The organism is Microbacterium pseudoresistens, assembly GCF_013409745.1.
Classification (GTDB): Bacteria; Actinomycetota; Actinomycetes; order Actinomycetales; family Microbacteriaceae; genus Microbacterium; species Microbacterium pseudoresistens.
Map to the genome: position 1 here is coordinate 960,124 of NZ_JACCBH010000001.1, position 24,217 is coordinate 984,340.

Consider the following 24,217-nt stretch of genomic DNA (forward strand, 5'->3'; position numbering starts at 1 on the left):
TCAGCCCCGCGGGGGCGAGTCCGGGTCGACCGGCACCATCGCCTCCGGCGGCGACTCCGGATCCACGCCGACATCCGCCCCCTCGCCCGTGCCATCGTCGGCATCCGCATCCTTGATGATGTCGATGGCCGAGGTGGTGGCGGCGTAGGTCTCGGCGAGAGAGTCGTCGAGCTCATCCTCGTCGACCCACGGATGGTCATCCTTGGAGTGGTCGTAGGCGACCGGTACGAGCGCGAAGTCGCTGCCGTAGCCGCTCAGCCCCGCGCGCACGCTGTGCCGCACCGCACTGCGCGCATACTTGTCGCGCAGGATGAGCGGATCGTTGCGGAGGTCTTTGAAGAACGCGATCATCATGAACGCCATGATCACGGCGAAGGGCAGCGCGGCGATGATCGTCACATTCTGCAGCGATTTGAGGCCCGAGCCTTCCTCTCCGGTGATCAGCAGCACGGCCGCGATGACGCCCACGAGCGTGCCCCACACGACCGCGACCCAGCGCGACGGGTTCGGGCGGCCCTGCTGCGAGAGAGTGCCCATCACGAGCGAGGCCGAGTCCGCGCCGGTGATGAAGAAGATCGCGATGAGCCCGATCAGGGCGACACTGGTGATCATCGGCAGGGGGAGGTTGCCGAGCACGCCGAAGAGCACCTCCTCGGGCGGGTCGACGATGAGGCCCGCGCCGTTCATCTGCTGGTCGATGGCGGTGGCACCGAAGATCGCGAACCACACGAGCGAGATGACCGCCGGCACGACGATGACCACGGACACGAACTGGCGCAGGGTGCGACCGCGTGAGATGCGCGCGATGAACATGCCCACGAAGGGCGACCACGAGATCCACCACGCCCAGTAGAAGATGGTCCAGCCCGAGAGGAACGCCTGCGCCTCGGGCCCCTGCGAGCCGGAGCGGCCGATCATCTGCGGCAGATCGCCGATGAACTCCACGGCCACGGCCGGGATCATGTTGAGGATCAGCAGCGTCGGCCCGACGAAGAACACGAAGAACGCCAGGATGATCGCGGCGACCGCGTTGATGTTCGCCAGCGCGCGGATGCCCTTCGAGACGCCCGAGACGGCCGACGCGATGAAGCAGGCCGTGAGCACGGCGATGACGATGATGAGGATGCCGTTGCCGAGCTCGCCGATGCCGGAGACGATCTCGACGCCGTGGCCGATCTGCAGCGCGCCAAGTCCGAGCGAGGCCGCCGTGCCGAACAGCGTCACGATGATGGAGAAGATGTCGATGGTGCGGCCCACCGCGCCGTCAGTGCGCCCACCGGGCAGCAGCGGCGCGAAGATCGACGAGATCAGAGGTGTACGCCCGCGACGGTATGCACCGTAGGCGATCGCCCCGCCGACGAGGGCGTAGAACGACCACGCCTGCGGACCCCAGTGGTAGAGCACCTGCGCCTGGGCCTGGTGCATCGCCTCGAGCGTGTTCGCCTCGACGGTGCCCGGCGGCGGGTTCTCGAAGAAGGTGAGCGGCTCGGCCGCTCCCCAGAACACCAGCCCGATGCCCATGCCGGCGGCGAACAGCATCGAGATCCAGGAGAACATCGAGAACTCGGGCTCTTCGTCATCCCGGCCCAGCGGGATGCGTCCGAAGCGACTGAAGCCCACGACCAGCATGAAGATGAGCACGGTCGTCGAGATCGAGGTGAGGAAGAACCCGAGGTTCGTGACGACCCAGTCCAGCACCGTCTTCGTCGTGCCGGCGAGGTTGTCGCCCGCGAACACGCCCCAGGCGATGAACGCGAGCGTGAAGGTGACCGCGATGCCGAACACGAGCGGGTCGGTGCGGTAGGTGCGCCCGGTGTCTTCGACGGCGACGCCGGGCACGAGAGCCGGATGCACGGAGTCCCGACCGGGCCCGCGCGTCACCCCCTCGATGATCTTGTGGGCCGCCGTGGCGGCCCGACCAGCAGGGCGTCCGTTCCGGGTGTCCATGCCCTCGATACTTGCACACGGCCTCCGACGCGGGTGGTCGGAGGCCGTGCGCGCAGGGGTCACCGACCGGCGAGCACCTCGTGCTCGAGGCGGGCGAACGAGGCCTCCATGCCGTCGGCCATCCCCGTGGCGAGGATCATGTCGCGGGTCTCGAGGTCGGGGTATTCGATGAGCACGGTGACCAGGGTCGCGCCGTCTTCCTCGTAGAGGTTCAGGTCGTTTATGGTCTCGATCGGCTGCCCCTGCATCCGCTCGGTCGTGACGGCCCGGCGGGGTTCGTCGACGAGCAGCACCTCGCCCTCGAAGCCGAAGGGCTCGCCCTCGGTGTCACCGACGGGCGCCCACGAGGTGCGGTAGCTCTCGCCCACCGTCGTGGACATGACGCACTCCGTCATCTCCCAGCCGTCGGGCCCGAGCATCCACTGCCGGACGAGGTCGGGATCGTGATGCGCCCGCCACACCAGCTCACGCGGCCCGTTCACCAGCCGGGTGATCCGCACGTGCGTGTCGTCGATCAGTTCGACGCGGGTGCCCTTGCCCTCGGCGTACTCGCGGAGATCCTGCAGCACGGCGTCGAGCTGATCCATCGCCATGCGCGTGCCCTCGACCGCGCCCATCGCGACGACCTGTTCCAGGGCATCCGCGCTGTCGAAGTAGCTGGTGTTGACCATGCGCGAGCCGGTGCTGGTCTCTTCGAACGTGAAGCTCATCCGCATCGCGGGGAACCCGTCGAGCGGCTTGCCCTCGTCGTCGACGAACGAATCGAGCACCTCGAAGCCGCGCGGCTCGTCGATCGAGAGGAACTCCCATGAGCCCGATGACTTCTCCCCGCGGGGACTGGTCATGAAGTACTGCGCCCGCCCGCCGACCGTGAAGTCGAACTCGCGGAACGTGGAAGGCCAGCCAGGAGGGCCCCAGAAGCGCTCGAGCTGACGCGGCGTCGTGAACGCGTTCCAGACGCGCTCGACGGGAGCGGCGAACTCGGCCGTGACGGTCATCGTGAGCGCCTCGGGGTCAGTGGTGATGTCGGTGACAGGCATGATCATGCTCCTTGCGGATCGGATGCCGGCGGTTCTGCCAGCAGGTCGTCGAGACGGGCGATCCTGGCCCGCCACAGGTCTTCGTATCGGGCGAGCAGCGCCCTGGCACGCGCGATCATCTCGGGATTCGCGCGGACGAGCCGCTCGCGTCCCTCGGCGCGCTTGATGATGAGGCCGGCGGCTTCGAGCACGGCGACGTGCTTCTGCACCGCCGCGAACGACATGTCGTAGTCGCCCGCGAGAGTCGACACCGACTGCTCGTCCGTGATCGTACGGCGCAGGATGTCGCGTCGCGTCGCCGTCGCCAATGCGTGGAACACACGGTCGATCTCCGCTTCGCCCAGTTCAATTTGTGCAACCATTTGGTTGTACGTTACGACGGCGGGAATGCCGTGTCAAGAGCGTCGTCGCATCAGACCTGACGGGCGACACGGGATCTATCAGCGGGACACGTTTCGTGGCCGCAGGCGACATCGAGTGGCTGCTTGACACGCCGGCTGGCAGCGCCTGCGTTGAAGGGGTTGGCGAGCATCTGCTGGATCGTCGGCAACCCCGGGGACTTCGCAGTCCGCTCGGGTCGGCGACGATCATTGCGAACCGATCGGTGTGGCCGATAGTAGCAGTTCGTCAGTGCTCGACAGACCAGTCAATGTCGGGAGAGTTCAGCAGAACTTCGGTCGTCTTGCCAACATGGTCAGCCAGCAACGAGGCGGCGAGGGCAGCATCACGAGCAAGTATGGCCTCGACGATCGCCCGATGCTCGCCGCTGATGTCGCGCGCCTGCCTGTCAGCGAATGCCAGCGACCAACGCCGGTACACCTCGGCGGAGTCACGTAGCTGCGCCGCCACAGCGGACAGCCGATCGCTGCCACAACCACGCAGCAGAGTCTCATGGAACTCCCGGTGGACGTTTGCCCACTCATCGCTCGACTCGTCGTACTCGCAGGACGCGAGACGGTGGTGCGCGGCGAGCACTTCGGACTCCCACGCGATGTCCTTGCGGTTCACGGCATAGGTGATCGCGAGACCCTCGATACCACAGCGAGCAACCGTTAGATCTTCTAGATCGGTTGCCGAGAGCGACATGACTGCGTAGCCGGATTGATGCGTCAGGGAGATCAGTCCTTGCTCAACCAGCCGTGACAGCGCTTCGCGGATGACGCCGACGCTCACGTCGTATCGCTTGCAGATCTCGTTGAAGCGGAGGCGTTCACCGGGACGTAGCACGCCATGCAGGATGTCGGCGCGCATGCGGTCGAAGGTCGCCTGCTGGCGGGACTTCGCCTGTTGGCGGGGCTTCGCCTGCTCGATCGTCACAATCCGCTCCTTTGCCTGGCACGCATCGTATGCGTTGAGAACTGACTGTAGTCGTAGTCGGATGGTTTTCGGAAGTCATTGACAGTTTCGAAATTTATCCCTACTGTCAGACCAACGGTCCGGAAAACGAAGATGGAGGGCAATGATGCCGAAGGGCAACCGAGCACGGCAGCAGCCGCTGGTCGCACCAAAGTTCCACCACACGACCTTCACCACCAAGAAGCTCGATCGGATGGTGGAGTGGTATTCGACAGTCGTCGGCCTGCGCCCGGTGTTCCACGGCGAGGGCGGTGCCTGGCTGACGAACGACGAAGCCAATCACCGCATCGCGCTGCTCGCGCCGCCGAACCTGAAGGACCCGGAGGACAAGGGTCATACCACCGGCCTGCACCACACTGCCTTCGAATACCCCGACTTCGACGCGTGGCTGAACAACTACATCCGGCTGCGCGACCTCGGCATCCTGCCGTTCCTCCAGCTCGATCACGGCATGACGGTGTCGCTCTATTACCAGGACCCGGACGGCAACGGCGTGGAGATCCAGGTCGACGCATTCGGTGACTGGTCGGAGTCATCGGCGTTCATGTTTTACTCCATCGAGTTCGCTAACGACCCCGTCGGCGAGCACTTCGACGCGGAGCAAATGGTCGAGGCGCGCGAGGGCGGTCTCTCGTTCGAGGAGATCCACCGTCGGGCCCGTGCGGGCGAGTACCGCCCCGAGATCATCCCCGAGATCTACCTGCCCGAGCTCTACTGAGCCACCGGCCAGAACAGAAGGACAAGCGATGAGAATTGCGAATGTTGACGGCCGCGCGACGCTGGTGCTCGAGGCCGGTGCGGGTGCGGATGTCTTCACGGCATCGGCGGGCCAGTTCGGTCCCGATCCGCACGGCATCTTCGAGCAGTGGGCGGAGTTCCGTACGTGGGCGAACAACGTGAACGCGAAGGTCGACGTGCGCTTCGATGCCGAGCAGCTCGGGGCGCCGGTGCCGTCACCTCGACAGATCTTCGCAATCGGGCTCAACTACGACGCGCACGCGAACGAGTCCGGCTTCGCGACGCCGGAGCAGTTGCCGCCCGTCTTCACAAAGTTTCAGAGCTCGCTCAGCGGGCCGCAGACGACGGTGATGCTGCCCGAGGGCGGCAACACCGACTGGGAGGTCGAGCTGGTCGCGGTCATCGGGCAAACCGCGCAGGACGTCCCGGTCGACCGCGCTTGGGAGTACATCGCCGGTCTCACCGTCGGGCAGGACATCTCGGAGCGGATCGTGCAGCTCCGCCCGCCGGCACCGCAGTTCGGGCTGGGGAAGTCATTCGCGGGGTTCGCGCCGACCGGACCATGGGTCGTCACGCCCGATGAGTTCGCCAATCCCGATGACCTCGAACTCGGCTGCGAGATCGACGGCGAGGTCGTGCAGCAGGGCCGCACGAGCGCCCTCATCTTCTCCGTCCCCGAGCTGCTCTCCGAGCTGTCGAGGATCGTCACTCTGTACCCGGGCGACCTCATCTTCACGGGCACGCCCGCCGGTGTCGGCATGGGCCGAGAGCCGCAGCGGTTCCTGCAGGACGGCGAGCACCTCCGCAGCTGGGTCGAGGGCATCGGTGAGCTACGGCAGACCTTCGTCTCACCGTCAGCCCTGCGCATGCAGCACTGAAACCCATCGGACGAGCAGTGTTCACAGCAACGCTGAGAGAGGCCACGTGGCAGACCATGGACACATCGCATGCACCCGCACCAACCGATGCGGCAGAGACGGTCGTTCGAGTCGACGACCTGACCCACTGGTTCGCTTCGTCGCAGTCAACGCACGTCGCATTGAAGTCCATCGACCTCGAGGTACCCAAGGGTCAGTTCCTCTGCCTCGTGGGCCCCAGCGGCTGCGGCAAGACGACCCTGCTCAACATGATCTCCGGAGCCCTGCGACCCGAGCGCGGATCCGTCAACGTCAACACTCAGAAACCTCGAGCATCCGCCGTGGGCTATATGTTCGCCCGGGATTCGCTGATGCCGTGGCGCCCCGTCCGCACCAACGTCGCCTATGCGCTCGAGCTCCGAGGCGTCCGCAAGCAGGACCGTCTCGCCCGTGCCGACGAGATGCTCGAGCTGGTCGGCCTCGGCGGCAAGGGCCACCTGCATCCGCAGCAGTTGTCGCACGGCATGCGGCAGCGCGCCAATCTCGCCCGCACCCTCGCTCTCGACCCCGAGTTGATGCTCGTCGACGAGCCCTTCGGCGCACTGGACGCGCAGACCAAGGCGCGACTCCAGGGGGAGTTCCTCCGCATCTGGGAGGGCACGGGCAAGACCGTCATCTTCGTCACCCACGATCTGAGTGAAGCCGCGCTGATCGCCGACCGCATCGTCGTGATGGGCGAGGGCGAAATCCGCAAGGACATCACGGTCGACTTCGAGCGACCCCGAGACCTGGACAAGCTCCGGTTCGCCAGCGGATACCAGGACCTCGTGCACTCGCTCTGGGGTCTGTTCTCGAGTGGGGAAGAGCAATGACCAGTGCAACGGCCACCATAGTCACGCAGAACGCGCCCGCCGAGCTTGCTCGGGCAATCGAAGGCTCGCAGCAGCGGGCGAAGCGCAAGAAGACGAAGTGGAGCGCGCTCACGGTTGCGCTGCAGGTGCTCAGCCTCGTCGTGGCGTTAGGCATGTGGGAGTGGGCTGCTGCCAGCGGCAGCATCAACACGCTCTTCTTCTCGCAGCCGAGCGCCATCGGCACCTTCGCCATCGCGAATGCAGAGGGACTGTGGAATGACACGTTGGCCACGCTCCGCGCGACCGTCTTCGGCTTCGCCATCGGCAGCGTCGCGGGGGTGGCGGTCGCGTTCTTCATCACCTCGATCCCGCTACTCGATCGTGTGCTGCAGCCATGGATCTCGGTGCTGATGAGCATCCCGCGCGTCGCGCTCGCACCGCTGTTCCTTCTCTGGTTCGGCATCACCGAGACATCGAAGGTGGCGCTCGCGGTCTCCATCGTCTTCTTCATGGTGCTGGTGTCGACCGCAGCCGGCCTGAAATCGGTCGCGCCCGATCTGCTCGCGCTGGGCAAGGCGTTCCATGCCTCGCCGTGGCAGCGCTTCCGCACCATCCTGCTGCCCTCGTGCGTGCCCTCGATCTTCGCGGGCCTGCGCCTCGGCGTCGTGACGGCCATCCTCGGCGTCGTCTCGTCGGAGATGGTCGCCTCGAGCAACGGCCTCGGCCAGCGCATCGTCCTGTACGGCCAGAACTTCCAATCGGCAGGTGTCTTCGCCGTGCTGGCGCTGCTCGCGATCATCACCGGCGTCATGACGGCGCTTGTCGCATGGTCGGAGCGATACCTGCTGCGGTGGCAGGCCATGTAGTAACCCAATCGCGGGGACGTCAGCGACGACGCCCGCAGCGCATCAACCCGGTAGTTCCAAAGGAGGACACACCATGCACAAGCACACCCGCATCACCCTCGGCACGGTCGGAGCGCTCGCACTCGCGCTCAGTCTGGTCGCCTGCAGCACCGGGGGCCACACTCCCAAGCCCAGCGGCAGCGATCCGACGGGCGAGCCGACGGAGCTGATCACCGTCAACTACAGCGCTCCGGTCCCTGGCGCCCTGCCGTTCCTGCCAGTCGATATCGCCGCCGCGCAGGGCTTCTTCGAGGAGGAGGGCATCGAGCTTGTCGTCACGCAGACCTCGGCGCAGGCACTCCCCGCGGCGCTCACCTCTGGTCAGATCGACATGACGGCGGACACGGCGTACAACGTTGGCCGCTACCTGGAGAACGGCGTCGAAGTGCGCTTCGTCTCCGGTCTCAACGACAACGTCGACTTCACGCTCCTCGCCGCGGACGGGGTCGATATCCCCGGCCCCGATGAGGTAGGCGGCTGGCGAGCCTCGATCGAGGCTCTGCGCGGGCTGCGTATCGGCACAGCGGCGCAGGCCGGGCCCATCGGCCTCACGGTCGCTGCGCTACTCGAGGAAGCCGGGGTCGAGGAAGGCGAGTACACCTTCGTCGACACGCCGGGCGCCGCGGCAGGCAACGCACTCGAGGCCGGCCAGGTCGATGCTGTGTTCTCCGGCGGCGGGTTCGACGCACCGCTGGTCGCCAACGGCCTCGCCACACACGTCCTCTCGTTGGGCACTGATATCCCCGACATCTTCGGGGACCAGGTGAACGCCGCGCTCACGATGACCGCCACTTTCATCGAGGAGAACCCCGAGGCGCCGGCGCGCGTCCAGCGCGCCATCGCTCGCGCGATGGAGTACATCCAGGATCCTGCGAACATCGACTCGGTCGTCGCCGACGCCATCGCCTCGGGCACGCCCGAAACAGACGAGCTCGCGGAGAAGATCCAGTCGTACGCTTACTCAGCCGCGCTCTCGATCGACGGTATCCAGGCAGCGCTGGAGTGGGCGAACCGGGCAGGTATCAGCTCGACCGTGATCGACGCGAACGACTCGATCGCCGAAGGGGTCGAGACCGTATGAGCGACAGCGCGGCCCGCGACGGACTGGACGAGGCCCAGCGAGCGGTCTACGACGCCATCCTGAACGGGCCGCGTGGTGCGGCATCGCCCTTCCCGCTCACCGACGAAACTGGGAATCTCCAGGGGCCCTTTGGGATCATGACCAGGTTCCCCATGATTGGCGCTGCCTTGCAGGAGCTCGGATCCGCCATCCGCTACCGGACGAGCCTGACGCAGCGACAGCGCGAGCTCGCTATCCTGCGCGTCGCCGCAGCAACCGACTCCGGCTTCGAGGTGCATGCCCACCGGCTCGTCAGCCTCGCCGTTGGCTTCACCGCAGCCGAGGTGACCGCGGTGCTCAATGGGCGGTACGAAGCCGCCGACGCACTCGAAGGCGACGTCCTGCGCCTCACTGATGCGCTGCTGGCCGGTGGGGGCACCGCCGGAGTCGCACTTCGGCTCGGGGAGCAGGCGGCCGCAGAGGTGGTCACTCTGGTCGGCTACTACCGGCTTCTCGCGCAGCTAATGGAGTGCTTCGAGGTCGGCGTGCAGGCGGCAGAGGCGGAGCTGATATCGGTGCGCGCTGACCCGGACCATCTAATCGACGTCGACCTCTACGGCGCGCCTACCGTAGACGCACCCCTGATCATCTACCTCCATGGCGGCGGCTGGACCGGGGGCAGCCGCAAAGACCATGCCGAACGCTTCCACGCGCTCACGGCGCGTGGAATCTCCGTCGCATCCGTCGACTATCGACTCGCGACCGAAGCCCCGTACCCGGCCCAGCTCGATGACGTGCGGGCCGTGCTCGATTCGCTCGACCGGCAGGACAGACCGACGTTCCTCATGGGTGCGTCTGCCGGGTCGACGCTCGCCGCGCTCGCGGCCTTCAGCGGCCAACTCCACGTCGACGGCTTCATCGGGCTGTTCGGTCGCTACGACATCAGCAGCGCGGGGGACGCGCTAAGACCAGCAGCCGGGCTCAAGTTGCCGCAGGAGATCGTCGACGCCCTCGCCGCGGGGCCGTCGCTGTCGCCGAAGCATCGCGTGGCCATACTCGCCGGCGTTGATCCTGAGCACGCCAGTCACGACGAACTCGCCGCCGTCAGCCCGATCGCACACCTGCATGCCGGCGCTCCTCGCATGCTGCTCATCCACGGCACCGGCGACGCAGTCGTCGACCATCGCCACTCGATCCGTCTCGCGGAGCACGCCAGTCGGTTGGGTGTCGCGTGCGACCTGCGACTGCTGCCGGGCGAGAACCACGAAGCACCCGCCTTCGCCACAGACGCTGTGGTCGACGAGATCGCCGACTTCATCCACCGTAACTTGCACTACTAGTACCAAGGGAACTCACCATGGACACTGACGTTATCGTCGTCGGCGGCGGCCCCTCCGGCCTCGTCACGGCCATCGAAGCAACCCTACAGGGCGCCCGCGTCACCGTGCTCGAGCGCCGCACCGCACCCGTGCAGTCGCGCGCCGGCACCGTGCTACCGCGCGTGCTCGACCTGTTCGACTACCGCGGGCAGGCCGAGCGCTTCATCGGCCGCGCCCGTGACATCCGCCCCAACCCGTTCCTGACGTTCCATATCTGGGCGGGGATGCAGCCGGTGCACTGGCGCAACATCGACGTGAGCTACCCCTACCGCCTGATCCTGCCGCAGAACCACACTGAGGAAGTGCTGCTCGAGATCGCGCGCGAGGCGGGCGTCACGCTCCTGCACGGCCACACAGTCACGGGACTGACCCAGGATCCGGACGGCGCTGCGGTGACCGCGGCCCTGGAGGACGGCGGCGAGGTCGAGATCAGCGGCCGCTACGTCGTCGGCGCCGACGGCGGCAGGAGCATCACGCGCACGCTCGCCGACATCCCCTTCCCTGGCCACGACGGCACGTTCACGGGCATCATCACCGATCTGCCGCTCGCGATGAACTGGCCCGCCGGCCGCGCGATGACCGACAACGAGCACGGCTGGGGCGCATCCTTCCCGTTCGGTGACGACGGCACCACGACTCGCTTCAACTTCGTGCACGCAGAGCGCCGTCACGCCGACAAGTCGGAACCGGTGACGGCCGACGAAGTGCGTCGCTGCCTCAAGGAGATCTGGGGTCTCGAGCTCGAGTTCGACGACGTCGTGTGGGCCTCTCGCTTCACCGACGCCATGCGCATCGCCGATCGACTGCGCGAGGGCCGGGTCTTCCTGGTCGGCGAGAGCGCTCGCATCCACTACCCGGCCAGCGGCGTCGGCATGAACTTCTGCATCCAGGACGCGTTCAACCTCGGTTGGAAGCTGGGCCGCGTGGTCGCAGGGCTGTCGCCCGACGCGGTGCTCGACACCTACGAGAGCGAGCGCAGGCCGGTCATGGAGGCGCTGCTGGAGAGCGTGCAGGCGCAATGCGCCGTGCAGTTTGACTTCAGCCCGGAGGGCATCAGCTTCCGCCGCATGTTCGCCCGCGACATACTTCCGGCCGAGCAGGTCAACCGCGAGATCGGGCTCCAGCTCAACGGACTCACGTCCCGCTACACCGGTGCGAGCGACCACCCGGCGGTCGGGCTGCCCCTTCCGCCTGCGATCCTGCAGACCGTGGAGGGGTCGGTGCGCGTGGCGGAGCTGCTCCATTCCGGCACCTTCGTGCTGTTGGACCTCACCGGCGGAAACGCGTTCGACGGTGTGGAAGTGCCCGGCACGACCGTCGTGACCGGCGTGCTCCCCGACGAACCTGATGTGCTCCGCGGCGTGACCGCCGTGGTCGTCCGCCCTGATGGCTACGTGCACTGGGTGACGACGGATACGTTGCCGTCGGCTGACGAGGCAGGGGCCCAGTTGGCGACATGGGCATTAGCATGAGCACTGCGTCGCGGCTGCTCATCACCGACGCCACCATCGTCTCCGTCGACCCTGGCATCGGCGTCGTCCCGGTCGGCGACATCGCCGTGGAGGACGGCGTGATCACGGCGGTCGGACCGGGGCAGCCGCGCGAGGGCGCGATTGTGATCGACGGCAGCGCGTGGATCGTCGCACCCGGTTTCGTGGACACACACCGTCACACCTGGCTCAGCGCGATCCGGCACAGTTATGGCGACGTCGATCCGCTGCGCTACTTCAAAGAGGTGCTCGGCGGAGCCGGTCCCCGGTACAGCCCAGAGGACGTCTACGCAGCGACCCGGCTAGGCGCAGTGTCGGCGCTCAGCTCCGGGACCACCACGCTGATGGACTGGGCGCACATCCAGAACACGCCCGACCATGCCGACGCCGGGCTTGCCGCGCTCACCGAGTCAGGCATTCGTTCGATCTACGGGCATGGCTGGCCGATGACGACGGACGGTGCCTGGACGAGCAGCAGCGAGCTTCGACACCCGGACGACATCTGGCGGCTCGCAGACATCATCGATGGGCAGGAGCGCACATCGCTCGCGCTCGCGGCTCGCGGGCCGGAGATGGCAGTCGCCGACGTCTGGGAGCACGAGCTGCGGCTCGCGCGCGAGCTGGGCATACGCACCAGCGTGCACGTCGGTGCGTATGCGCCTAACGCGCGGGCCCGCGCTGTCGAGGCCTATGCCCAGCGCGGCCTGCTCAGCGACGACATGACCTTCGTGCACTGCTCGAATACCAGTGACGAGGAGATCGCGATGCTCGCCGAGGCGGGCGCGACGGTCTCGCTCGGCGTACATTGCGAACTCAACTCGCAGGGCATCGGCGACGTCCCGCTCGACCGCCTGCTCGCCCACGGCGTCCGCCCGAGCCTCAGCGGTGACAACGAGACGAAGTGCGCCGGTGACATGTTCACACAGATGCGATCGCTGTTCGCCTACTACCGCTCGTGGGTCGGCGGCCGCCACAGCTCGATCGCCGATCCACACCCGCTCACGCTGCAGGACATGCTCGAGTTCGCCACCATCGAAGGCGCACGTGCGGTCGGCCTGCAGGACTCCATCGGCTCCATCACGCCGGGCAAGCAAGCCGATTTGATCTGTCTGCGTCACGACGACCTGAACATCGCCCCCGTCACCGACCCGGTCGCGGCCATCGTGCTGGGCGCGCACGAGGGCAACATCGACACGGTGTTCGTCGCGGGGGAGCAGCTCAAGTCGGGCGGGCGGATGATCCGCGCCGATTCCGCCGAGACGGTCCGACTGGCACTCGAGGCGCAGCAGCGGCTCTACCCCGAGTGGGATCTCCGGCCGTGACCGCCGCGCCAGCGGTAGCTGCCGCTGATTCTCCCAGTTGCGTTAGCGGTACTTCGGGACTGCAGTACCCCTACTCGTGCAACAATCCCTCTCGCATCGCGGGACGCGCGCGGTCGCCCAGAAAGGCGTCGACCTCGGCAGCGGTCGGGGCGGTGCTCGGGCCGCGCCGGGTCACGGTGATGGCGCCGGCGGCGTTGGCCCGACGGCAGGCATCCACCCACGAGGCGCCTGCGGCGATGCCCGCGAGCAGCGCGCCCGTGTGGGTGTCGCCGGCGCCGTTCGTGTCGACGGGCTTCTGCGGAAAGCCCGGCACGTAGGTGGCCTCGCCCTGCACCGAAACCGCGCACCCCTCCGGCCCGTCGCGCACGATGGCGACGGCGCCCTCGCGCAGCACCGGCTCGAGCGCACGCGCCTGCGCGGCGATCTCGCGCTCGTCGGCGTCGGCAGGAGCGGGGGTCGACAGCACCGCGAGCAGATCTGTCGCCTCTTCGGCGTTGCTCGTCCACACATCCGTGCGGGCGAGCATCGCATCGCGCACCTCGGCCGGCAGCGTCGCGAAGGCCGCACCGGGGTCGAGCACGACGACCGCCTCGGGCGGAAGGGTGGCCATCCATCCCAGCAGCGGGTCGCGGGTCTGCGCCACGGCGAGCGAGTATCCGGTAACGCAGACGAGATCGCCCGGCTGCACGTCGGCGGTCGAGAGCGACTCGACCGTGATGTCGCGCTCCGCGCCGAGGGTCGTGACGAAGGTGCGCTCGGCGGTCGGTTCGACGAGCACGACGCAGACCCCGGTGTCACGGTCGGTCACCGGCGGGGCGGATGCCGTGATGCCGTCGGCCGCCAGCGCCGCCCGGATCAGGTCGCCGCGCGGGCCCGTGCCGTGTGCCCCGGCGTGCACGCACGCGGCGCCCAGGCGCGTCGCGGCCAGCAGCACCGTGACTGCACCGCCGGCGTAGTCGGCTACGGAGTTCGCCATGACGTTCTGTCCCCGCGCCGGAAGCTCCGGCACCTCGACCACCTGATCGACCAGCGCCTGCCCGGTGTGGATGACGCGCGGGCGTCGAGTCGGGCCGGCATCCGTGCGCATGCGGTCAGCCTACCCAGAGCCGCGTCCGTGCTCCTATCCTTGTTCCTCACGCGGCGTTCCTCGCTCACGCCCGGAAGGAGGTCGCCCCATGCCCATCAGGATCGACAATGTCGGCATCGCCGTCGACGACATCGAAGCGGCGATCTCGTTCTTCACCGACCTCGGGCTCACCGTCCTCGGCCGCGACACCGTGAGCGGCGAATGGGCCGACCAGGCGGTGGGGCTGGACGGCAATCATGCCAAGATCGCGGTGCTCCAGACCCCCGACGGTCACGGACGCCTGGAGTTCTTCGAGTACATCCACCCAGATGCCATTGAGACGCACCCGACGATGCCGAACGAGATCGGGATGCACCGCGTCGCGTTCGCGGTGGATGACATCGACGAGGCGCTGGCGATCGCAGCCACGCACGGCTGCTATCCCCTGCGCGGCGTGGCCACGTATGAAGACGTCTACAAACTCACCTATCTGCGCGGACCCAGCGGAATCCTGGTGATGTTCGCCCAGAATCTCACTGCGCAGACGACCTGAGGACGCCTTACGACAATGAATGCCATCATCGACAGCCTGCCCGCAGACGCCACACACCGCGACGCCGAACGCGCCTTCCGCGAAGCGGGCTGGACGCCGTGCGGCGAGGGCGACTGGGCGATCGCCCTGCGCTCCCCCGATGGCACGGCTGCCGTGCGGATCAGCCCGTTCGACCCGGTCGGGCCGTACACCGCTGCGCTGTATCGCGAGGCGGCGCACACGCGTCAGGTTCCGCAGCTGTTCGCTCATCGCCGGCTCGCAGGCGGAGGTGATCTGCAGATGTTGGAATGGCTGAACGAGGTCGACGAGCAGGATGCCGTCAGGTTCCACACCGCGATCGCCGAGCGCGAGACGCACGTCGCGGAGCTCGTCGACATCGTGCGCCGCATCCATGCCGATGCTGTCAGGGAACTGCCGTGGTGCGGTCCGCTCGATCAGAATCCGTCGAACATCATGCGTGGCAGCGACGGGCGTCTCGTCGCGTGCGACCTCTATTACGCGGACGGCCCCGACCTGTACGCGACCGCGGGGTCTGACCCGGCGGGATTCGCCGCACGGATGCCGGAACCCGAGCGCCGGTATATGACCGAGATCCCGCTCGCGTGCTCCGGCCCGTGGGATGCCGCGTCGCGCGAGGCGATGCGGAAGGGCCTCGCCGAGGCGGACGCCGCAGCGGCCCGGAGGGAGTAAGCGCGCCCCGGGGAATCGCTCCTGGAGAAGCAGGTCTCAGGCCCGGTCGTGGAGAGTGATCCGATACCCGTCGGGGTCAGCGAATGTGAAGGTGCGCCCGAACGGACCGTCGATGGGGGCAGACACGATCGTATGACCGTCGGCGACGAGCGCATCGTGGATGGCCTGGGGATCGGTGGCGTGCAGCCAGATCGCCGCACCGATGCCCGGGTGCGGCACGGAGCCGAGGTCAGTGCCCTCGACGACCTCGCGCAGCGCGAACGCGATGGGCGTGGTCTCGAAGACGACCGCATGCGGCGGGCCCACCTGCGAACGGACGAGGCCGAGGTAGTGCTCGTAGAACGCCTGCGATGCGTCGAGGTCGCGGGCCTGCAGAGAGATGAAGTCGGGACCGGTGACGGGCATGGGATTCTCCTTCGTTTGCATGTCAGTTTTCTGACATGTCTGACGGTATGTCAGAATACTGACATGAGTCAGGACGGAAGCGGCATCGACCTGGAGACGTCACTGGGGTATGTGCTCAAGGAGGCTTCGAGCGCGCTCCGTACGGCGATGGAGGCGGTGCTGCGTCCGCTCGGGATGACCATCACGCACTACTCGTGCCTCGAGCTGCTCGCCCAGCGTCCCGGCATGTCGAACTCCGCGCTCGCGCGCGGCACCTTCGTCACGCGACAGTCGATGAACGTCCTGCTGCAGACGCTGGAACGAGACGGTTATGTCACGCGACCCACCGAGGCTCCGGTCGGCAAGGTACTGCCGGTGCAGTTGACGTCACGGGGGCGACGCCAGCTCGAAACGGTGAGCACCGCGGTGCGATCGGTGGAAGAGCGGATGCTGAGGGGCATGAGTCCGGATGAACAGAAGAGCACGCTAAAGGCTCTGCGCGGCATGGTGGCGGCGTTGCGGGACTGATCTCGGACCGAAGGCGCAATGACGCGGCTCCTTTCAATGCATCCGGAAGCAATGACTGACCTCCTCCCCCGAGGCGACAGCTCGTGCTGTCGCCTCGTCAAGCGTGACGAACCTTGCGTTCTCCGCCGCGAGAAGTTGCTCTTGACGACCTGCCGGGCACCCTGGATCACGACGGGCGGGAAGGTGCTGGACGCGATGCTCGAGGGCTGACGATCCAACGAGCGCTGGATATCGTCGTACACGACCGAGAGGTAGCATGCGAGGCCATGGGGAGGATCGTGCGCGCTAATCCGACGCAGGCGGCCGCAAGAGCTCGATGACCTGCTCAATGTGTTTCGCCATGTCAAGGTCGGGATCGAGGAGCCAGAGCGGTTGCAGCCCGTCGGCCAGGGCATGCAGCGTGCGGACGATCCACTCCGCCGACAGGTCGTCGCGCAGCACTCCCTCGCGCTGCGCTTTCTCGACCCAGCCGACCGAGGCGGACTCCATGCGGTCGGTGCGTTCGAGGAAGAAGTCGCGCGCCGGATGCTCGGGCTCTCCCACTTCGATAGCGAGTTGTGCATACAGTCTCACGAGAGGCACTCGTGCACCCCGGTCATAGGCGTCGCGCACGCCGGCGAACGCGTCGAAGATCCGCTTCTGGGAGACGTTACCCCGAGGCGAGGGGGCAGGCGGAGACCATGTGGTCAAGAAGCGGCAAAGAGTACGTCGATCAACTCACGCAGTTCGTCGTCGGCCAACGATCCGAGGTCTGTCACCCTGGACTCGAACTGCACACCCTTGAGCCCAGCCCGAACAATGTCGCGCCGCGGCAAGTCCTTCTGCGTAGATGCGATCTGCTCGCTGATGAACCTCGCGAGCCGATGGTCTGAGGAGAGGTTGCGGTCGATGAGACCGACGAGATCATCTTCGAAGAGTTCAACCTCCGGATCATACAGGAGGGGGCCAAGAACCACAGAGCGCAGGTATGCCCGATAGAACACATTTCGACGCCCCGCAAGAAACCGATCGGGGGACAAGCGGCCGTGCTTGTCGAGCGGAAATCGTCGAACCGCCAGATCTGGGAGAATCGCGATCGTGAGATACGACCACATGCCAGGATGTGCTGCTTGCCCTCGGAGATCGTCCGAGAACCACAGCGCAAGGCTCTCCCCGGCGAGCAGGTCGAACTTGCGATCGTAGTTGCGCTGTCCGGTGGCCACCGTCGACAGTTGCTCACGCATCTCGTTGCGAAGAGCCGCGAGCTCCATCACGGTCACTGTACCGGCGCCGCCTACTCCGAAGTACGCCCGCGGGTGGTGCGTGCCATGGGTGAAGCTTGGCGGCGGCTGCCCCATTGCAACTGCATTCTCGAGTTCCGTGAACGCCCGGCGCGCATCATCCGTTGAGAAGCGTGGGTAGATCGCACCCATCGTCACGCCACCTCCGTCATGAAGCTACTGGCCTCCCGAGCCCGATCGATGAGGTTCATGGCGTCCTCGCTGGCGATTCGCAGTGCGAGTTCGAGGTCGAATCCGAGCACGGACGCGACGTGAGAACAGAACGCCGCGAAGGACGTGACGTCCGTTTCGGCGCATTCAGCGACGAAAGTCGGGGAGTATCCATCGCGTACGGCGGCCAATTGAAAGAGCGCCGCCGAATAGATATCGGCCTGAATCGCCTGATAGATCCACCGTGGTGCCGATCCGTCGAGGATTGTCTCAGCCGCGGCCAGATCGATGTTCACGTAGAGCCTCATCGCCGAGCTAAGCCCCCACGCAGGCTCGGCATCGTGAGCAACATCCACTTGCCAGGGGACTCGCCGCCGCCCGGTTTCGGCAAAGCTCACTGCTGAGGTCGGGAACGCTTCACCGAGGCGCTCGAACGGTATCTTGATCGTTGCGGGCAAGCTCCAAAGGCGCGCCGCGTGGTGTACGCCGCGAGCAGGGTCTGGATGCCCGGTACGTCCGGGGCCGACCACTGCAACATCCAGCAGTGCCTCGACGGCGACCGCATCCCCGTCGACCTTGATTTCCACCTCCGCCGACCAGGTCTGCCCGTCGTGGGCGAAAGGGGACTCGCCTCGCCATTTCTCTCTGGCGACCAGACAAGTCACGTCACCTACGAGCACAACACTCTCATCCACGGGAATGCCGCACTCATCCCAGAACTCCGGCGCGAGCTCGGCACTGACTCGGATCACGAGGTCTTGCCCAGGTTCCCATTCATCTGGAAGTTCGTTCAGCTCGACTTCGGGATTCACGCACCGAACCCGCACCGTGACAGAGCGCTGCGCAGGAACTCGGTACGGGCGCGACTCATTAGCTGGCATTGTCGACGCTCGCATTCATCTCGATGAGCAACGCGCGCCGAGAGGGTCCGACAACAGTGACGGTCTGAGCCAGATTGCCTTTGGCCCGCGCCTTCCCACCCCCTAGATCGCTTGCGCGATCCCAGACAGACAGCAGGTCGTTGGCAGGAAGCCTCATACGGGCGCCGTCGTCGCCGACAACGGAGACAGCGACATCGACGATGAACTCGCCCTCTCCGTCTACAAGAAAGCCGATCTGCTGCTGTTGTCGACCGTCCGAGAAGGTCCTCACGAGGCGGGGAGCTTCGACTGAGATCAGCTGTCTGCGTGAACTACGGCGACCCGCCGCTGGCGGGGTTCGAGGCTTCGATGAGGGCTTCTCTTCCGGCTTCGATGGGAGCAGCATCCCGAGCATGCGGGCAACCGTGCCGACGCCGCGCCGCGCTGAGGCGCCGGGATGTGCCACGTCCGCCGGCTCCGGAACGACGAAGGTCTCCCGGAGAATCGCGCGAACCTTGTTGCGCATGGCACGGATCACGAGCCCTGTCTCACCGCCGGCACTGCTCACCCACATGTCGTGGGCAGGCGGCTCGGCGTCAGCAAAGGTGCGGTCCCACTCACGCGCCGACTTGAATACGGCGACCCAATCGAAGATCGGGGATGCCGTGTGGTCCGACCAATCATCCGTGGCAACAACGAGCTCTGCCTGGTCACGCATCATCGCGATTCGTTGTACCGAGTCGTCGTCCCACACGGGGTCCAGATCGTCCTCGTCGAGCCGTGCTTCCAAAGCCTTCAATCTCTTTACAACCGCGAGGTGCCCGATCGTTTTCCGGTTGCGTACCACGGCGTGCACCTCGACCGGCAATCCAGATGGTGCAATCACGGGCGCTTCATCGTCGCGCACACGAGACCGAATCGCGTTGAGTCCCGCACCCCAGGACGCCAACGCCCCAGGGGTGTCGCCAACCAGATCGACGTTCTGTTCGTGCACCCGCAGCTCGAGCGGCATGGGCGGACGAGCATGGCCAGGCGCCACGATCAGTTTGGGCCACAAGTGCAGTCGCATGGCTCTTCGTGCTTCTCGGGCGAATTCGTGCTCGAGGGTCGTTGGATCCCCGTTTCTCAGCTCAGCGGAGTCGGGCTCATCGAATTCTCCGTTGCGCGGCACGGAGATGAGCGGATCCAGGATCAACAATGAGGTCCCGGTCTCGTCCCCCTCGAAGTGCCGGGCGAAGAAACGTTCGCCGTACGCCTGAGCGACGTCACCGATCAATGGTGCAACCAGCCCGTCCTCGCCGGCTCCCCACCAGTGTCGACCCGTGAACTGCTTGCCTTCCGAAACGTAGGACTCGTGGAATGCCGAAACGACGAGCCGATATTCGAGGCCATCCCGACCATCCCGGCAGCGGCTCCAGAAGAGGACAGTTCCTTGAGCGCTGAACGCGTATGCCGCCGTCTTTCCGAATCCGTACGTTCCACCACCCTTGCCGTCATCGCGCGGGACACCCACCTTGAGAATGAGGTCTTGAAAATTGCACGGCTCGCCGGGAGACGTCGGCGAGAGATCGGTCGGTCCATCGAGCCCGCTCGTCCCTCGGTCGAATACTTCGAGAACATGCAAGTTGTTGACACTGGGAACGCGGTGCCTCCCCGATCGCTGTCGCCCTGTTGCGAACAGCCGGTCGAGATCTGCTCGAAGACGAAAATCGACACGGCGCAGATGCGCACCGTATAGCGGATGGCTGCCGTCGACGCGCGCATCCCAACTGTTCTGAGCTGTCTCGCGGATCAAGACCTCAAGCGGCGACAAATCCGTCCGTCCGAGCAATCGGTCTCCGCCAGTACCGTCCATGTCACCTGCTTGGAACTGCTTGGGAAACCAGAGAAGCGGTTCGATGATCTTGTCCACGCTCACAGCGACTCCAACACGCGGCGCTGCTCGTCCTCCGGGAGCGCATCAGGACATGCGTCAAGGAGGAGCTGATAACTAAGGCGATCGACTCCCTTCAACGACGCAGAGTCCAGTCGGGAGGCCCGCAAACCGGGGAACTCGTCGGACACGAGGTGCAGGCGACGTTCCGTCACCACGAGTCGAAGAGAATCATCGAGAACGAGCGGCTCCTCGTCGTCCACGCGTTCCCGAAGCAAGTCGCTGCTCGCACCGGCCGCGCTTAACTCCCGGACGATATCGGCGATGGTTTCGCCTTCGTCGGATTCTTCCACGCGCAACGACAGGAGGTGCAATTCATGCCCGCTCGGGGGATCCAATTGGTAAGCGCCGTGGATCGTAACTTTCGGACTTCCCGTGCCACCGTATGTCTTCACTTCGAGCGCGTTCAGCTGGGAGAAATCGTGGCGATGCCCCTGGGGCCCTCTCCACAAGGAAACCGCGTCGGTCCCCCGTAGCCGAACGACCTCACGAAGTACGACGAGTTCGCCGAACAAGCCGATCAATGCCTGGCGGCTCAAGCCTGCTTTCCCAGATTGAAGAGCTCGATGCCAATCATCGACGACCTTGGAGACTTCGAGATATACGGTGCCATGCTTCTCGTCGACGCGATCGAGGACCTCGCCGACGAGCGACAGGAAAGTCGATCGCAGGTCGGGGTCGGGGCATTCAATCTTGATCCGTTCTCGCGGAGCATCAGACGACTGCGGAATCCAACTGATCGGCAATGCGCCTCCGACCTTCGGCTCTATCCGCGGGAGTTCCTCCGGACGCTCCACCACAAAGGACAGCCGGTCGGCATAGTCGAGTACCAGGAGAGCCTCACGCATGTGCCAGTCAGGCCCAAGCCGTCGCGCTTTGCTGACTTCGAGCGTCGGCGACTCCTGCAGTAGGGCCCGCAGCGCCTGTTCCACCCGCGAATGGCCGTTGCTCACGACTCACCCTCCCCAGCTGCGAAGTCGGCCTCATCGTCGATGATCTCGGTGTCTCCGTCCTCGTTCTCGTCATCACCGGAATCGAAGATCGATCGGAGCGTAACTGCGTAGTGATCACCGTCCCGTTCGAAAGCGGCCGGTGGGAAGACGACTGCGACACCGATCGGATGACCGGGTGCTTCCATCGCACCTCGAGTCTTCATCGATGAAGAACTGGGTTGCGAGTTCTTCCCGACGGCGTACAGGATGACCAGGCCGTTGTCTGGGCGGACTGCACGGCGGAAACGCTTCACAGCTTGTGCATCGCTTGTGTTGAGCGAATCGAAGTCCGACCGGATCGTATCGTCGAGACGCCCATTCCGACCAAGGATGGTGAGATCAGCCGTCGAGTCCGCGCTCGACATCAGCGCGCGTATGTTCACGATGTCGGCTCCCGCCTCCATGGCCTCGCGGAATCGAGTCTTGTCCCACTCGATGCTCAGAGGCGTGCGGCTAACCACATTCACAACGATGCCCGGGCCGTACTCGAACTGGGCTCCGTTGCTCGCAGGACCGGATACAAGGACCAGATCCCAGGACTTTCCTTCTCCGTGTTCATCCGTCCACTTCTTCATCGCCTCCGGTTGCAACGCGACGTCGACCGAGAACACGCCGTACTTGTCGAGAAACGCGATGAGATCTGCGTGCGAGAGGCCCTCGAAGAGATGTGATGCGGCAACGCCTCCCGACGCGCCCCCGACCGAGTCGAGGGGCGAACCCTGTGCAGCCGCTCGACCAACCAGGTCCCGTACCGCCTGCTGCTGGCGGTCAACACCCGCTTGCGAACGGTCGAGGTAAATGGTCTGTCGACGGTTCCCTCCGAGACCCGTGTGCACGAGGTCGGCGAAGTCCATCTTGCCTGCACCGGTGATCTGCAACCGTCCCTTGTGCCCGCGCACGGGAATCGCGATGTCCGCCGGCGTCTTCCCCTCGCTGACCAGCATGGCGATGTCCTCGCGGAGCTCTCGCTCAACGAGAGCGAGGTGGGCGTAATCGTCGAGCATCCCAGGCGCCGCCCAGACGCGGGCCAGGTCTCGATAATGCGGGCGGAACCCGAACCATCGTCCCATTTGCAGAAGTGTGTCGTACGCGTTCGAGGTTCGGAGGAAGAACGACACCACGAGGCCCTCGAGTGTCAGCCCGCGGGACAGCGTCCCACCCCCGATCGCTATGACGGTCTGCGGGTCGTCGTCCGGGTACGACACGCGGTTGTTCGACGTTCCGTTGTCGACCCGCACCTGCACGCGGGAGAGCAAGTCGTCGACCACGTCCCAGATCTCGAACCACTCGGGCAGGACTTCGCCATCGCGGAGCTCAGACGCGCGATCGATCTCGTCATCGAAGACTGTCCGGAATTCCGGCTGCCGACGATCGGTCTCCAACGCTATGTCCTTGAGAAAGTCGACGACGATGTCACGAAGACGATCATGCGCGTCGACCCGATGCGAGGTATGAAGAAGCATCGATGAGTGTTGCGAAGTCCCGGTACGAATCTGTCGGATCGCAGTCGCGATCAGGAACCACTTGATAGCAACGCTGAGAGAGCAGGTGATGCTCGGATCATAGTCCGTCAGGTCCCGTCCGGTCGGCGCGAGAATCGCGGCTTCCTCATCTGGAACGGTGCGGGCAAGGGCATCCGGCGAGACGCCTTCTTCATCATCGACTCCGGACGTGTCGAAGTATGTGTCCGCGCCCATGTACCCGGTCGGGCGAGGCAGCACCATCGCGAAGTCATCGGGGTACAGATCGCTCTCGTCGTTCGGATTCGTGAAGATAGTGGCGAACGGCGTCGCCGTGTAGGCGACATAGGTTCCCGTCCTCACCTCTGACCAGATATCGCGAATGCGTTGATTGATCGTTGAAACAAGGTTCTTGGCACCCTTGGTGTTCGGCGTCGCCTGATCCGACTCGTCGTCGATGATGAGCACCGCGCGCGACAGGAGCATCTGCGGGTCTTTCTTCGAAATGTCCTTCAGATAGGCGAGGACGTTCGCGAGTCGCCTCTCATTCTTCTTGACGACCATGATGATCGTGTTCGCCTGATTTCCGACCGGGCTGACCGGGTTGCTCGGCGCAATGTCGGAATCCACACTGGTCAGCGGGTACCACGCGACGCCGCCGTCCTTGAGCTCCCGCAACTGAAGGTCTCCGTCCAGCCGGGACTGCGTTTGCGCTCGAAGGTTCGAGTGCATCCCCGCGAGGACGATCACGATGCGGTACCCAGCGTCGACGGCTTTCGCGACGAGCCCGGCATAGTTCGCTGTCTTGCCGGACTGCACGTAGCCGACGACGAGCCCCTTTCGCTTGTCTCCTCGCTCCAGCGGGTTCGCACACTGCGACAGGATCTGGGACGTCGATTCGTCGACGCTGTCAGCCGCAACTGCAGGTAGGCGCGAGGCAAGCTTTACGCGATAGACGGGCCAGATTCCCTTCAAGCTCTTCGGACCGCTGTACCAGGCGATTCTCTTCCGGTCTCCGATGAGGCTACTGGCGGCGACAAGATCTTCGATCCTCTCGCGCTCGGCCGCGAGATGGGTTCGATAGGCATCTGGGAAGTCCGGATCCATAGCCGCAAAGTTGCTGAGGAGCTCAGCATCTCGCGTTTCAGGATCCCGTCCGGCTTGTTTCGCCTGCAAGGCTTCGAACATCGCCTTCAGCTCATCGAACCCAAACCCTGACATCATGTCCCCCGCTCAGATCATCGAGCGCTGATCTAGGCGCCCACGGCTACATTCATATCCGATTGCTCCGACATCGCGCGGGACGCCACTCATCGCGCTTTCGACGACCTGGGCATCTGAGAACGACCCGCCGTCTACCCGTTCCTCCGAGCCTC

Annotated in this window: 23 protein-coding genes; 11 read left to right on the plus strand and 12 right to left on the minus strand. The window is 65.5% G+C overall.

Annotated features, from left to right (window positions below; translation table 11 throughout):
• The 4 genes from BKA02_RS04650 to BKA02_RS04665 all read right to left on the minus strand — a co-directional run bounded on the left by BKA02_RS04650 (window position 1) and on the right by BKA02_RS04665 (window position 4,304).
• On the minus strand, window positions 1-1,947 hold the full coding sequence (locus tag BKA02_RS04650; protein WP_179431740.1) for a BCCT family transporter: 1,947 nt from the start codon (window positions 1,945-1,947) through the stop codon (window positions 1-3).
• Window positions 1,948-2,006: 59 nt separating this feature from the next.
• On the minus strand, window positions 2,007-2,987 hold the full coding sequence (locus BKA02_RS04655; protein ID WP_179431742.1) for an SRPBCC family protein: 981 nt from the start codon (window positions 2,985-2,987) through the stop codon (window positions 2,007-2,009).
• Window positions 2,988-2,989: 2 nt separating this feature from the next.
• On the minus strand, window positions 2,990-3,349 hold the full coding sequence (locus BKA02_RS04660; protein ID WP_179431744.1) for an ArsR/SmtB family transcription factor: 360 nt from the start codon (window positions 3,347-3,349) through the stop codon (window positions 2,990-2,992).
• 265 nt (window positions 3,350-3,614) lie between these two features.
• Window positions 3,615-4,304: an FCD domain-containing protein gene (locus BKA02_RS04665; RefSeq protein WP_218844446.1), complete on the minus strand. Its 690-nt coding sequence runs from the start codon at window positions 4,302-4,304 to the stop codon at window positions 3,615-3,617.
• Between the two features lie 145 nt (window positions 4,305-4,449).
• Between BKA02_RS04665 and BKA02_RS04670 the strand changes: the two genes are divergently transcribed.
• From BKA02_RS04670 to BKA02_RS04705, 8 genes are all read left to right on the plus strand, one after another.
• Entirely contained in the window at window positions 4,450-5,061 is a 612-nt protein-coding gene (locus BKA02_RS04670; RefSeq protein ID WP_179431746.1) for a VOC family protein, read from the plus strand.
• Window positions 5,062-5,089: 28 nt separating this feature from the next.
• Entirely contained in the window at window positions 5,090-5,959 is an 870-nt protein-coding gene (locus BKA02_RS04675; protein WP_179431748.1) for a fumarylacetoacetate hydrolase family protein, read from the plus strand.
• 161 nt (window positions 5,960-6,120) lie between these two features.
• The gene (locus tag BKA02_RS04680; RefSeq protein ID WP_179431750.1) at window positions 6,121-6,810 is read left to right on the plus strand and encodes an ABC transporter ATP-binding protein; all 690 of its coding nucleotides are present in this window, start codon (window positions 6,121-6,123) and stop codon (window positions 6,808-6,810) included.
• Window positions 6,807-7,655, plus strand: a complete 849-nt coding sequence (locus tag BKA02_RS04685) for an ABC transporter permease (protein ID WP_179431752.1) — start codon at window positions 6,807-6,809, stop codon at window positions 7,653-7,655. Before BKA02_RS04680 ends, BKA02_RS04685 begins: the two co-directional genes overlap by 4 nt.
• 73 nt (window positions 7,656-7,728) lie before the next feature.
• The gene (locus tag BKA02_RS04690; RefSeq protein ID WP_179431754.1) at window positions 7,729-8,775 is read left to right on the plus strand and encodes an ABC transporter substrate-binding protein; all 1,047 of its coding nucleotides are present in this window, start codon (window positions 7,729-7,731) and stop codon (window positions 8,773-8,775) included.
• Entirely contained in the window at window positions 8,772-10,094 is a 1,323-nt protein-coding gene (locus BKA02_RS04695; protein ID WP_179431756.1) for an alpha/beta fold hydrolase, read from the plus strand. The genes BKA02_RS04690 and BKA02_RS04695 overlap by 4 nt, the downstream gene beginning before the upstream one ends.
• 17 nt (window positions 10,095-10,111) lie before the next feature.
• Window positions 10,112-11,605 carry an FAD-dependent oxidoreductase gene (locus tag BKA02_RS04700; RefSeq protein ID WP_179431758.1) on the plus strand — a complete coding sequence of 498 codons (1,494 nt, stop codon included), beginning with the start codon at window positions 10,112-10,114 and terminating at the stop codon, window positions 11,603-11,605.
• Complete coding sequence (locus BKA02_RS04705; protein WP_218844448.1) at window positions 11,602-12,945, plus strand: amidohydrolase family protein; 1,344 nt, start codon at window positions 11,602-11,604, stop codon at window positions 12,943-12,945. Before BKA02_RS04700 ends, BKA02_RS04705 begins: the two co-directional genes overlap by 4 nt.
• 70 nt (window positions 12,946-13,015) lie before the next feature.
• Here BKA02_RS04705 and BKA02_RS04710 read toward each other — a convergent pair whose 3' ends face one another.
• Window positions 13,016-14,032, minus strand: a complete 1,017-nt coding sequence (locus BKA02_RS04710) for a PfkB family carbohydrate kinase (RefSeq protein ID WP_179431763.1) — start codon at window positions 14,030-14,032, stop codon at window positions 13,016-13,018.
• Between the two features lie 88 nt (window positions 14,033-14,120).
• Between BKA02_RS04710 and BKA02_RS04715 the strand changes: the two genes are divergently transcribed.
• Window positions 14,121-14,564, plus strand: coding sequence for a VOC family protein (locus BKA02_RS04715; protein ID WP_179431765.1), 444 nt, complete (start codon window positions 14,121-14,123; stop codon window positions 14,562-14,564).
• A gap of 15 nt (window positions 14,565-14,579) precedes the next feature.
• Window positions 14,580-15,254 carry a hypothetical protein gene (locus BKA02_RS04720; RefSeq protein WP_179431767.1) on the plus strand — a complete coding sequence of 225 codons (675 nt, stop codon included), beginning with the start codon at window positions 14,580-14,582 and terminating at the stop codon, window positions 15,252-15,254.
• A gap of 36 nt (window positions 15,255-15,290) precedes the next feature.
• Here BKA02_RS04720 and BKA02_RS04725 read toward each other — a convergent pair whose 3' ends face one another.
• Window positions 15,291-15,659, minus strand: coding sequence for a VOC family protein (locus BKA02_RS04725; RefSeq protein ID WP_179431769.1), 369 nt, complete (start codon window positions 15,657-15,659; stop codon window positions 15,291-15,293).
• A gap of 63 nt (window positions 15,660-15,722) precedes the next feature.
• Between BKA02_RS04725 and BKA02_RS04730 the strand changes: the two genes are divergently transcribed.
• Window positions 15,723-16,166, plus strand: a complete 444-nt coding sequence (locus tag BKA02_RS04730) for a MarR family winged helix-turn-helix transcriptional regulator (protein ID WP_179431771.1) — start codon at window positions 15,723-15,725, stop codon at window positions 16,164-16,166.
• A gap of 285 nt (window positions 16,167-16,451) precedes the next feature.
• Here the strand turns inward: BKA02_RS04730 and BKA02_RS04735 are convergent, their stop codons facing one another.
• From BKA02_RS04735 to BKA02_RS04760, 6 genes are all read right to left on the minus strand, one after another.
• A complete protein-coding gene (locus tag BKA02_RS04735; protein ID WP_179431773.1) occupies window positions 16,452-16,709 on the minus strand; it encodes a TetR family transcriptional regulator C-terminal domain-containing protein in 258 nt (85 codons plus the stop codon).
• A gap of 143 nt (window positions 16,710-16,852) precedes the next feature.
• Complete coding sequence (locus BKA02_RS04740; RefSeq protein ID WP_179431775.1) at window positions 16,853-17,578, minus strand: DUF6339 family protein; 726 nt, start codon at window positions 17,576-17,578, stop codon at window positions 16,853-16,855.
• 2 nt (window positions 17,579-17,580) lie between these two features.
• Window positions 17,581-18,408: a hypothetical protein gene (locus BKA02_RS04745; protein ID WP_179431777.1), complete on the minus strand. Its 828-nt coding sequence runs from the start codon at window positions 18,406-18,408 to the stop codon at window positions 17,581-17,583.
• Between the two features lie 58 nt (window positions 18,409-18,466).
• Entirely contained in the window at window positions 18,467-20,368 is a 1,902-nt protein-coding gene (locus BKA02_RS04750) for a hypothetical protein (protein WP_179431779.1), read from the minus strand.
• A gap of 2 nt (window positions 20,369-20,370) precedes the next feature.
• On the minus strand, window positions 20,371-21,342 hold the full coding sequence (locus tag BKA02_RS04755; RefSeq protein ID WP_179431780.1) for a PD-(D/E)XK motif protein: 972 nt from the start codon (window positions 21,340-21,342) through the stop codon (window positions 20,371-20,373).
• The gene (locus BKA02_RS04760) at window positions 21,339-24,065 is read right to left on the minus strand and encodes a Z1 domain-containing protein (protein WP_179431781.1); all 2,727 of its coding nucleotides are present in this window, start codon (window positions 24,063-24,065) and stop codon (window positions 21,339-21,341) included. The genes BKA02_RS04755 and BKA02_RS04760 overlap by 4 nt, the downstream gene beginning before the upstream one ends.
• Window positions 24,066-24,217: the final 152 nt, after the last annotated feature.

Excerpts from the sequence above, each read along its gene's own strand:
- BKA02_RS04725 (WP_179431769.1), bottom strand. The coding sequence starts at position 15,659 with ATGCCCGTCACCGGTCCCGACTTCATCTCTCTGCAGGCCCGCGACCTC.
- BKA02_RS04695 (WP_179431756.1), top strand. The coding sequence starts at position 8,772 with ATGAGCGACAGCGCGGCCCGCGACGGACTGGACGAGGCCCAGCGAGCG.
- BKA02_RS04720 (WP_179431767.1), top strand. The coding sequence starts at position 14,580 with ATGAATGCCATCATCGACAGCCTGCCCGCAGACGCCACACACCGCGAC.
- BKA02_RS04740 (WP_179431775.1), bottom strand. The coding sequence starts at position 17,578 with ATGGGTGCGATCTACCCACGCTTCTCAACGGATGATGCGCGCCGGGCG.
- BKA02_RS04700 (WP_179431758.1), top strand. The coding sequence starts at position 10,112 with ATGGACACTGACGTTATCGTCGTCGGCGGCGGCCCCTCCGGCCTCGTC.
- BKA02_RS04715 (WP_179431765.1), top strand. The coding sequence starts at position 14,121 with ATGCCCATCAGGATCGACAATGTCGGCATCGCCGTCGACGACATCGAA.
- BKA02_RS04705 (WP_218844448.1), top strand. The coding sequence starts at position 11,602 with ATGAGCACTGCGTCGCGGCTGCTCATCACCGACGCCACCATCGTCTCC.
- BKA02_RS04650 (WP_179431740.1), bottom strand. The coding sequence starts at position 1,947 with ATGGACACCCGGAACGGACGCCCTGCTGGTCGGGCCGCCACGGCGGCC.
- BKA02_RS04710 (WP_179431763.1), bottom strand. The coding sequence starts at position 14,032 with ATGCGCACGGATGCCGGCCCGACTCGACGCCCGCGCGTCATCCACACC.
- BKA02_RS04685 (WP_179431752.1), top strand. The coding sequence starts at position 6,807 with ATGACCAGTGCAACGGCCACCATAGTCACGCAGAACGCGCCCGCCGAG.
- BKA02_RS04660 (WP_179431744.1), bottom strand. The coding sequence starts at position 3,349 with ATGGTTGCACAAATTGAACTGGGCGAAGCGGAGATCGACCGTGTGTTC.
- BKA02_RS04655 (WP_179431742.1), bottom strand. The coding sequence starts at position 2,987 with ATGCCTGTCACCGACATCACCACTGACCCCGAGGCGCTCACGATGACC.
- BKA02_RS04670 (WP_179431746.1), top strand. The coding sequence starts at position 4,450 with ATGCCGAAGGGCAACCGAGCACGGCAGCAGCCGCTGGTCGCACCAAAG.
- BKA02_RS04690 (WP_179431754.1), top strand. The coding sequence starts at position 7,729 with ATGCACAAGCACACCCGCATCACCCTCGGCACGGTCGGAGCGCTCGCA.
- BKA02_RS04675 (WP_179431748.1), top strand. The coding sequence starts at position 5,090 with ATGAGAATTGCGAATGTTGACGGCCGCGCGACGCTGGTGCTCGAGGCC.
- BKA02_RS04730 (WP_179431771.1), top strand. The coding sequence starts at position 15,723 with ATGAGTCAGGACGGAAGCGGCATCGACCTGGAGACGTCACTGGGGTAT.
- BKA02_RS04760 (WP_179431781.1), bottom strand. The coding sequence starts at position 24,065 with ATGATGTCAGGGTTTGGGTTCGATGAGCTGAAGGCGATGTTCGAAGCC.